5 protein-coding genes and 2 tRNA genes are annotated in these 9,422 nt (G+C 67.0%); 3 read left to right on the top strand and 4 right to left on the bottom strand.

The window, feature by feature from the left end; all coding sequences use genetic code 11:
* The first annotated feature begins 50 nt into the window (after window positions 1-50).
* Window positions 51-1,475 carry a cryptochrome/photolyase family protein gene (locus tag C566_RS0108325; protein ID WP_018773869.1) on the top strand — a complete coding sequence of 475 codons (1,425 nt, stop codon included), beginning with the start codon at window positions 51-53 and terminating at the stop codon, window positions 1,473-1,475.
* Window positions 1,476-1,707: 232 nt separating this feature from the next.
* Window positions 1,708-2,289 carry a dihydrofolate reductase family protein gene (locus C566_RS0108320; protein WP_018773868.1) on the top strand — a complete coding sequence of 194 codons (582 nt, stop codon included), beginning with the start codon at window positions 1,708-1,710 and terminating at the stop codon, window positions 2,287-2,289.
* A gap of 214 nt (window positions 2,290-2,503) precedes the next feature.
* Here the strand turns inward: C566_RS0108320 and C566_RS0108315 are convergent.
* The 4 genes from C566_RS0108315 to C566_RS0108300 all read right to left on the bottom strand — a co-directional run bounded on the left by C566_RS0108315 (window position 2,504) and on the right by C566_RS0108300 (window position 7,641).
* A tRNA-Met gene (locus C566_RS0108315) sits at window positions 2,504-2,577 on the bottom strand.
* Between the two features lie 342 nt (window positions 2,578-2,919).
* Window positions 2,920-2,993 (bottom strand) — tRNA-Met (locus C566_RS0108310).
* A 287-nt stretch (window positions 2,994-3,280) separates the two neighbouring features.
* Window positions 3,281-6,280 carry a UPF0182 family membrane protein gene (locus C566_RS0108305; protein WP_026266514.1) on the bottom strand — a complete coding sequence of 1,000 codons (3,000 nt, stop codon included), beginning with the start codon at window positions 6,278-6,280 and terminating at the stop codon, window positions 3,281-3,283.
* A 212-nt stretch (window positions 6,281-6,492) separates the two neighbouring features.
* Entirely contained in the window at window positions 6,493-7,641 is a 1,149-nt protein-coding gene (locus tag C566_RS0108300) for a YlbL family protein (protein WP_018773866.1), read from the bottom strand.
* A 257-nt stretch (window positions 7,642-7,898) separates the two neighbouring features.
* Between C566_RS0108300 and C566_RS0108295 the strand changes: the two genes are divergently transcribed.
* Window positions 7,899-9,416: a zinc-dependent metalloprotease gene (locus C566_RS0108295; RefSeq protein WP_018773865.1), complete on the top strand. Its 1,518-nt coding sequence runs from the start codon at window positions 7,899-7,901 to the stop codon at window positions 9,414-9,416.
* Window positions 9,417-9,422 lie beyond the last annotated feature (6 nt).

The following is a 9,422-nucleotide window of genomic DNA, read 5'->3' as shown; positions in this document are numbered from 1 at the left end:
GGCGCCCGCGCCGGCGCCCGCGCCGGCGGCCGCGCGTGTACCGTGGATCCATGTCTGCGACCCTTGTCTGGCTCCGTGACGACCTCCGGCTGGATGACAATCCGGCACTGGCGGAGGCCGCCGCCCTGCACCAACCCCTGACCGTCGTCTATGTCCTGGATGAGGAGTCACCCGGCATCCGGCCGCTGGGCGGCGCGGTGAAGTGGTGGCTCCACCATTCCCTTGCCGGCCTGGCCACCGCGCTGGAGGCCACGGGCTCGCGGCTGGTGCTCCGCCGCGGCCCGGCCGCCCGGATCATCCAGGACCTCGCGGTGGAGACGTCGGCAGACGCGCTGCTGTGGAACCGCCGCTACGGTGGCCCTGAACGCGCCGTCGACGCCGGCCTGAAGAGCTGGGCCAGCGGGGAGGGCCTGAACGCCACGAGCTTCCAGGCGAACCTCATGTTCGAGCCGTGGACCCTGCGCACAGGCAGCGGGGGTCCCTACAAGGTGTTCACGCCGTTCTGGAAGGCCTGCATGGCCGGTACCGAGCCCCGGCAGCCGCTGGCGGCCCCGGACCGGCTGCCGGCCCCTGCACACACCCGCAGCGGCAGCCTGCCGGCGAGCGAACCGCTCGAAAGCTGGGGCCTGCTCCCCCGTAGCCCCGACTGGAGCTCTGGACTGGCCGGCACGTGGACACCGGGAGAAGCAGGCGCCCTCAGCCGCCTCGAGGATTTCGTGGACGGACCGGCGGCAGAATATGGCACCGGCCGCGACGTTCCGGGTGTCGAAGGTACCAGCCGGCTCTCGCCGCACCTGCGCTTTGGCGAAATCAGTCCGTTCCGGATCTGGCACGCGCTGCGCCACAGCTTTGCGCCGGGGGCTCCGGCCGACGTCGGGATCTTCCGTTCCGAACTGGGCTGGCGGGAATTCTGCTGGCAGCTGCTGTACGAGAATCCTGATCTGGCGACGCGGAACTACCGGCCGGAGTTCGACCGCTTTCAGTGGCAGCCGGCGTCGGGCGACGAGCTCAAGGCCTGGCAGCAGGGCCGTACGGGCTACCCGATGGTGGACGCGGGCATGCGCCAGCTCTGGCAAACGGGCTGGATGCACAACCGCGTGCGGATGGCGGCCGCGTCCTTCCTGGTGAAGAACCTGCTGGCCGACTGGCGGCTGGGCGAGGCCTGGTTCTGGGACACGCTGGTGGACGCCGATGCCGCGAGCAACCCGGCCAACTGGCAGTGGGTCGCGGGCTCGGGTGCCGACGCGTCGCCGTATTTCCGGATCTTCAACCCGGTCACGCAGAGCAAAAAGTTCGACGCCGCCGGTCGTTACCTGCGCGGGTACATTCCCGAGCTCGCCGCGCTGGACGACAAAACAGTCCACGAGCCCTGGAAGGCCGACAGCGCCGCCACCGGCTACCCCGCGCCGATCGTGGACCTTGCCGAGTCCCGGGCGCGGGCGCTGGCGACCTATCAGCGGCTCAAGGACGGCTGAGGGCCAGCTCTGGGCCCGCTGGGGCGGCCGGTTCAGGGCCGGCCGTGTCGGCCACGAGTTCCGGGCGTTCACCGGGCTCACGCCGACCCGGTACGTCGAAGTCCGGCGGCGGTTCCTGCGCGAACATCCCGGCCACGCGCTGGACAGCTGGCCGCTGCCGGACGATGATTTCTCACAAGAGCGAGAGCTCACCACGCTAATTTGGGGGCACCCCAAAGCAAAGGAGAGCCTCTTGGGCAAGGTGGTCATGTACAGCTCGGTGTCGGTGGACGGCTTCATCGCGGACGAGCACGACCAGCCCGGACCGCTGTTCGACTGGTTGTCCAGCGGTGACGTTCCGTTGGACGAGAGCGGCGAGTTGAAGGTATCGCAGACGTCCTACGACTACACCCGGCCGTACTGGGACCAGATCGGGGCGACAATCGTCGGCCGCCACGTCTTCGACCTGACGGACGGCTGGGACGGGAAGCCTCCGGGCGGAGTCGACCACGTAGTCGTCGTGACACACCGGCCGAAGCCCGAGGGCTGGGACCCCGAGGGGTCGTTTCACTTCGTCGGCGGCGTCGAGGCTGCAGTGGCCAAGGCGCAGGAGCTTGCAGGTGACCGCCTGGTCGAGGTCGCCGCCGGCGACGTCGGTGGCCAGGTGCTTGCCGCTGGCCTGATCGACGAGGTGCGCATGGACGTGGCACCCGTCGTGCTCGGGTCCGGCAAGCGCTACTTCGGGTCGGTCCACGCGCAGCACCTGTTGGAGGATCCTGACGTGGTGATTCAGGGCAACCGGGTGCTTCACCTGCGCTATCAGGTGCGCCGTTGACCGATCTGAACGGGCACGCAAAGTAGTCCACCGCGAACGGTGACACAAGATCGTGCCTCCGGCCGCGTTTGCGCATCCTCGGAAGACCTCGACACCTGCCCCGGGACCGACGCGCCAGCCGCCATCCACCCAGCGACTACACCCTCAACTGTGAAAAGCCCTTAAAGCGAAAGGTCCGGAACACTGTTTCCAGTGTTCCGGACCTTCTCTCCAGTTGCGGGGACAGGATTTGAACCTGTGACCTCTGGGTTATGAGCCCAGCGAGCTACCGAACTGCTCCACCCCGCGTCGCTTGATCAACTCTACCCTAGTTTCCAGACCGCCCTGACCACGCCCCCAGCCCGGCCCAGCCGCCGCCCACCCTCCGGGGCGGCTTTGGGCTCCATTCCGGCCCCCGGGTCCAGCGTCCGCGGAGTGTCCGTGTCAAAGTGCCCCCGGGCGCATCCGCCGGGCGGGAGCAGGGCACCCGGGTCCGGTGGCTCAGGGTTCTCACAGGACGTCCCTGGTACGGCCGGGATTCATACACGTTTTGTCCAATAAACCGACTTCCCGGCCTCCGGACCGTCCCCCGAGCGGCTTAAAGCAAAAGGTCCGGAACACTGTTTCCAGTGTTCCGGACCTTTTCTTCAGTTGCGGGGACAGGATTTGAACCTGTGACCTCTGGGTTATGAGCCCAGCGAGCTACCGAACTGCTCCACCCCGCGTCGCAAGATCAACTCTACCTGCCGGTGAACTTGAGGCCAAATCGAGGTGGCGTGATGTGCATCTCGCCACCAGCGGGCGTCCGCCAGCGTCCGCGCAGGTCCACCCGGCCCCGCCCGGTCAAGACCTGTCCAAGCCGGTCAAGGCCGCAGGGATCGAATCCAGTCCGTCTACGCCACAGGCCGGGCTTGGCCTCTCCGGAGAGGGCAAACCCGGCCTGTCGGACCGTGCACAGCCGGCGTCCGGCCCTAGCTCAACGTAGGAGCCTGCCAGCGTCAGTTGCGGAGCGTTAGCCGCCCGCCGTCGCCGACGGCGTGGCTGAAGGCGTCGGCGTGGCGGTGCCAGCCGGGGCGGCCGGGGTTTCCAGCTTCGCTTCGGCCTCGAGAGCCTTTTGCAAGGCGGCAGCGAGTTTCTTCTGCTGGTCACCGTAGGTCGCAAAGTCGCCCTTCGCGAGGGCGTCCTGGCCGGCCTTGATCGCGGCGTTGGCCTCGTCGAGCGCGGCCTTCAGGTCTGCCTTCGCGTCGGTGGTGCCAGGCGGCGTCGCACCCCCTGGCGTGGTGGGCGTGGCCGGCGTTTGTCCCTTGTTCGCCGAGTCTCCTGCCGCGGCCCCCGAATTTCCGCCGAACAGCTGGTTCAAGGCCTCGTCCAGGGTGGGCGCGAACCCGATCTTGTCGCCGAACGCCACCAGCACCCGCTGCAGCGTCGGGTAGGAGGTCTCACCCGTGGAGCGCAGATAGACGGGCTGGACGTACGCCATGCCGCCGCCGACCGGCAGGGTCAGGAGGTTGCCGTTGAGCACGGCCGACGCACCCTGGCGCAGCAGGTTGAGGGCCTGCGAAACGGTGGGGTCGGAGTTGAACTTGTTCTGCGCCTGGCCGGGGCCGGGGACCTGGGTCTCCGGCGGGATCTGCAGGAGCCTGAGCTGGCCGTAGCTGTCCGCCTTGACGCCCTTCTGGTTACCGGCGTCGGAGTCCGCGGCCAGGAAGCCGTAAAGCACGTTGCGGGCGTTGCCGTTGACCACCTGCGGGATGAACGACGACGTCAGCTGGAACGCCGGCTTGTCCTGGTCGGGCATCTTCAGCGACATGTAGTACGGCGGCTGCTTGACCTCGTCCTTGACGGTGGGGTCGTTGGGAACGGACCAGGCGTCAATGTTGGTGTAGAAGCTGTCCGGGTTGGTCACGTGGTAGCGGCCCAGGAGCTCGCGCTGGACCTTGAACAGGTCCTCCGGGTACCGCACGTGGCTCATGAGCGCGCCGGACATCTCCGAGTACGGCTTCACCGACGTCGGGAAGATCTTCTGCCAGGCCTTCAGGACCGGATCCTGGTCGTCCCAGGCGTACAGCGTCACGGAGCCGTCATAGGCATCCACGGTGGCCTTGACCGAGTTGCGGATGTAGTTCACCGAGCTGTTCGGCAGGGCTACTGTCCGGTTCGCGGCGGTCTGTGAGTCGGCCGTGGCGGCGGAGAGCTGCTCCTGCTGGGAGTACGGGAAGTACGGGCTCGTGGTGTATCCGTCCACGATCCACTTCACCCTGCCGTCGACGACGGCGGGGTACGGGTTGCCGTCAACGGTCAGGTAGGGCGCCACCTTTTCGACGCGGTCCCGCGGGTTGCGGTCGTAGAGGATCTGGGACTCGGCGTTCACGCCGTCGGAAAGCAGCAGGTCCGAGGACTGGAACTTGATCGCGTAGAGGATCTTGTTGAAGAAGCTGCCCACGTTCGGGCCGCCGTTGCCGGTGAAGGTGTACTGCGTCTCGCCGTCGCCTTCCTTGGCCGCGGGCCGGTCCTGCTCACGGTGCGGTGCACCGTCCGGGGCACCCACGATCGAGTAGTCGGGCGAGTCCTGGCCGAAGTAGACGCGGGGCTGATAGGTCGAATCGTTGCCGAGCGCACCGGTGGACGGGATGCCCGCCTGCAGGAAGTCCGGCTTGCCGTCCACGGTGAACTTGTTGCCCTTGGCGGCGACAACGCCGTAGCCGTGTGTGTACACCACGTGCCGGTTCAGCCAGGACTGCTGGTTCGTGGCCAGCCCGTCCGGGTTGAGTTCACGGACGGCGATGACCGTGTCCTGGATCTTGCCGTCGATCTCGTAGCGGTCCACGTTCAGGGCGCTGGGGAACTGGTAGTAGGGCCGGTACTGTTCCAGCTGCGAGAACGCATCCGAGATCAGGTTCGGGTCCAGCAGCCGGATGTTGGCGGTGGTCTGCGCGTCCGGAGCCAGCGCGCCGGTGGTGGCGTTGGTGGTGGCGTTGTACCGCTTTTCCTGAACCTTATCCAGGCCGTAGGCGGCACGGGTCATCGCGATGTTTCGCTTGATGTATTCGTTCTCCAGGGTCTGCTCCGAGGGCCGGACCTGGAACTGCTGGATGACCCACGGGTAGACGCCGCCGGCCAGGATGGCCGTGATGATGAGCATGGCGGTGCCGATCACCGGAAGACGCCACTTGCCGATCACCGCGGCGACGATGAACAGCACAGCGACGATGGCCGCGGCCACGGCCAGGATGGCCTTGGTCGGAATGACGGCGTTGACGTCCGTGTACAAAGCGCCGGCCCAGCGCCCGCCGTTATTCTGCACCGTGGAGTAGCGGTCCAGCCAGAAGTTGATGCCCATCAGCACCAGGAAGGCGGCGCCCGTGACAGCCAGGTGGATCTGCGCGGCGCGGCTGGTGAAGATCCCGCGTTCCATGATCCGGATGCTGCCGTACAGGTAGTGGGTGAGGATGCCGGCAAGGCCGGCGATCACCGTGACACTGATGAGGAACCCGGTGACGAAGCCAAGGAAGGGAAGCGTCATGAGGTAGAAGCTGATGTCGAGCCCGAACTGCGGATCGTTCTGGCCGAACGGCTCCTGGTTCAGGAACAGGAGCACTTTCTGCCACTGGCTGGCCGCGGCGCTGCCGGCGAACAGGCCAAAGAGGATGGGAAGCCCCACCATCACGACGCGCCGGATCGGTTCAAGCTGGGCCTGGTAGCGGTTGAGGTTGTCCCGGATTTCCGAGTCGGGGGCGTACACCGGCCGCGCATGGTAGGCAATCCGGATGGCGAAGAAGACGGCCGTGAACATGACGGCGAAACCTGTCAGGAAGATCACGATCCTGGCGAGGTTCTCGGTCATGAACACCCCGAAGTAGCCCAGCTGCTGGTACCAGAGGACATCCGTCCAGACATTGGCGAAGAAGATGAATCCGACCACGATCAGGGCCACGATGATCAGCGTCGGCGTCAGGGCGCCGCGTCGTGTCTGGGGTCTTCCGGGCGGGACAGTGCTGGCGGGACGGGACAAACTCGGTACCTCATAGCTGGTCGTACTGCTGGTTTTTAGTTATCAGTCGCTGCTGTGGCTCAGTCTGGCGACCAAGTGCCGGTGTTGCAGGGTTGATGCATTCTAACGGCCGTCACCGCCGTTCCGTCAGGGCCCTGCAGCAGGGTCACGTCTGGACGGCGCGGCCGTCATTAGTGCCACGAGTGGGGGCGGCGCTTAGTTCCGCGGCCAGTCTAGTTGTTGGTGCAGACCGGCAGGCCAGATGTGTCGCCGCCTGACGCGGCCAGTTCAACTGCTTTGCGGGCCTCGGTGAGGTTCTCGACCCGGACCACCTGCAGTCCGTCGGGGATGTGGCCCAGGACGTCTTCGCAGTTGGCCGCCGGCGCCAGGAACAGCGTGGCCCCGCCGGACCGCGCCCCCTGCATTTTCTGGGCGATCCCGCCGATGGGTCCTACGGCGCCGTCCGGGGTGATGGTTCCGGTCCCGGCGATGTGCTTGCCGCCGGTCAGGTCCCCCGGAGTGACGGTGTCAATGATGCCAAGCGCAAACATCATGCCCGCACTGGGCCCACCGACCTTGTCGAGCGAGATGGTGACATCAAACGGGAACGTGAACTTGTACTGCAGCAAGACGCCGAGGATGTAGCGGCCCGCGCTGTTCTTGGCCGGCGTGATGGTAACGGGCACCCGGGCGCCGGCGCGTTCGACGATGACCTTGGCGGGTTTGCCGTTGCCGGCGGCCAGTTCCGCCTGGACCACGCCGAGCGCGGTAATCGGCTTGTCATTGATGGAGACAAGTTCGTCCCCTGCCTGCAGCAGCCCCTTCGAGGCGGAGTCGTCCGGGAGGCCGGCCACCTGCATTTTCTGCCCGAACGGAATCTTCAGTTCCTTCAGTGCCGAGGCGATGGCGTTCTCCTGGGAGGTGGTCATCGCGGTGGCGCTCTCCTGCTGGGACTGCTCCTTGGTGACGCCGGTCGGGAACAGCAGCTCCTGGGGGTAGACGGCTTTGGTCCCGTTCAGCCATGCCGAGAACGCCTCGACGACGCTGACCGGGCCGTTGGGACCGCCGTCGACATAGACAGTGGTGAGGTCCAGGCTGCCTTTGGCGGGATATGACTCATGGCCGCTGACGCTGATGACCGGTTTGCCGTTGTCCTGGCCGATGGTGTTGAAGGTGGGGCCGGGAGACTCGATCACGTAGGGCACCGGCAGGCTCACCGCTGTGATGCCCAGGGCGGCGGTAAGCAGCCCCGAGACCAGCATGGCCGAAGACCGGTTGTTGCGCGGGCGCCGCACGCCGGCGCCGGCCAGTCGCGCCCTTCTGCCCCGGGCAGGGCCGGCCGCTGGGTCGCTGGCGGGCTGCTCACCGTGGGTGATTGTCATTGAACGACCTCTCCGTGCCGGCACGAGATGCTGCGGCCCCGCCAGGACAAGCCCGAGAGGACACCGCAACCACGCACCAGGGCCGCAGCCTAACCCGAGGCTGCCGCGTGCAAATATTCCAACTTCCAAGCCTACGCGCTTGGGACCCCGGACCGCTCTTTGCCTACAGCGAACGTGGCGCGGTTTCGGCAGACAGCCACTCTTGCACAGGGGTACCGTGAAGTTGAGAAGCAGCCACACCGACGATCGGCGGGATCATGACCTCCAACCCACTCAATCCGTCCAATGGCGACGAGGAACCCAAGGATCCCCTGGCCGAAATGCTCAAGAACCTGATGGGCGGGCAGGGCATGGGCAATATCGACCCAGCCGAACTCGCCAAGGCAGCAGGCCTCCCGGACGATCCCAACCTCCTGGCCCAGATGTTCTCCCAGGTGCAGGCGATGATGAGCGCCCCCTCGGAGGGGCCCGTCAATTGGCAGCTGGCGCATGAGAACGCCCGGCGGGTCGCCGCCAGCGGATCCGATCCCTCGGTCACGGCGCAGCAGTCGCGGGAGGTCGATGAGGCCCTTCGGCTGGCCGAACTGTGGCTTGACCAGGTCACCGGGCTTCCGGCCACGGGACTGATCGGCCGGGCGTGGTCCCGCGCCGAGTGGGTCGAGGAAACCCTGGGGACTTGGAAGCGGCTGACCGAGCCTGTGGCCAACAGCATCGCTAATGCGCTCTCGGCCGCCATGACCGAGCAGATGCCCGAGGAAATGAAGTCCATGATGGGCGGCGCCTCCTCGATGATCCAGAACATGGGCGGGGCGATCTTCGGCATGCAGCTCGGCCAGGCGATCGGCGCGCTCTCGGCTGAAGTGGTCAGCTCGACGGACATCGGCGTGCCCCTGGCCGACCTTGAAATGGCGCTCCTGCCGGCCAACGTGGCGAAATTCGGTGAGGGCCTCAGCCTGCCGGAGAACGACATCCGCCTGTTCCTGGCCGTGCGCGAAGCGGCGCACGCCCGCCTCTTCGTCCAGGTCCCCTGGCTGCGAGGGCACCTGCTCGGCGCGATCGAGGCCTACGCCCGCGGCATCCACATCGACACGTCCAAGATCGAAGAACTGGCACGCGAGATCGATCCCAGCAACCCCGAGGGCATCCAGGAGGCGCTCTCGCAGGGCGTCTTCATGCCGCAGCGCACTCCCGCCCAGGAGCAGGCCCTTGAAAAGCTGGAAACGGCGCTGGCCCTGGTGGAGGGTTGGGTGGACGAACTCACCTGGGGTGCGACCGAGAAGCTGCTGCCCTCCGCCGCTGCGTTGCGCGAAACCGTCCGGCGGCGCCGCGCCACCGGGGGCCCCGCGGAGCACGCGTTCTCCTCCCTCGTGGGGCTCGAACTGCGGCCGCGCCGGCTCCGCGAGGCCGCCACGCTGTGGGCCTTACTCAAGGACGAGCGTGGGGTGGACGGCCGCGACGCCGTTTGGCAGCATCCCGACCTGCTGCCCACGGCCGAGGACTTGGAAGATCCGCAGGGCTTCAGCGAACGCCGCAAACTCGCCGAAGCCAGCGACAGCGAAGTGGACGACGCCCTGCAGAAGCTGCTGAGCGGAGGGTTCGACGAGCCGGCCGGCACCGACGCCACGGAAACCGAAGGCAGCGCAGAGTCAGAGGGCAACGCAGAGTCAGAGGGCACCGCGGAGCCCGGCGCGTCCGGCCAGGAATCGGCGGCCAAGCAGGACGACGACGACCGTCAGGACGGCGGCCCGGAAGACGGCGGCACGCCCAAGGCCTAACCGAAC

The organism is Arthrobacter sp. 131MFCol6.1 (assembly GCF_000374925.1).
Lineage (GTDB): Bacteria > Actinomycetota > Actinomycetes > Actinomycetales > Micrococcaceae > Arthrobacter.
This window is presented reverse-complemented; position numbering and strand designations above follow the sequence as displayed.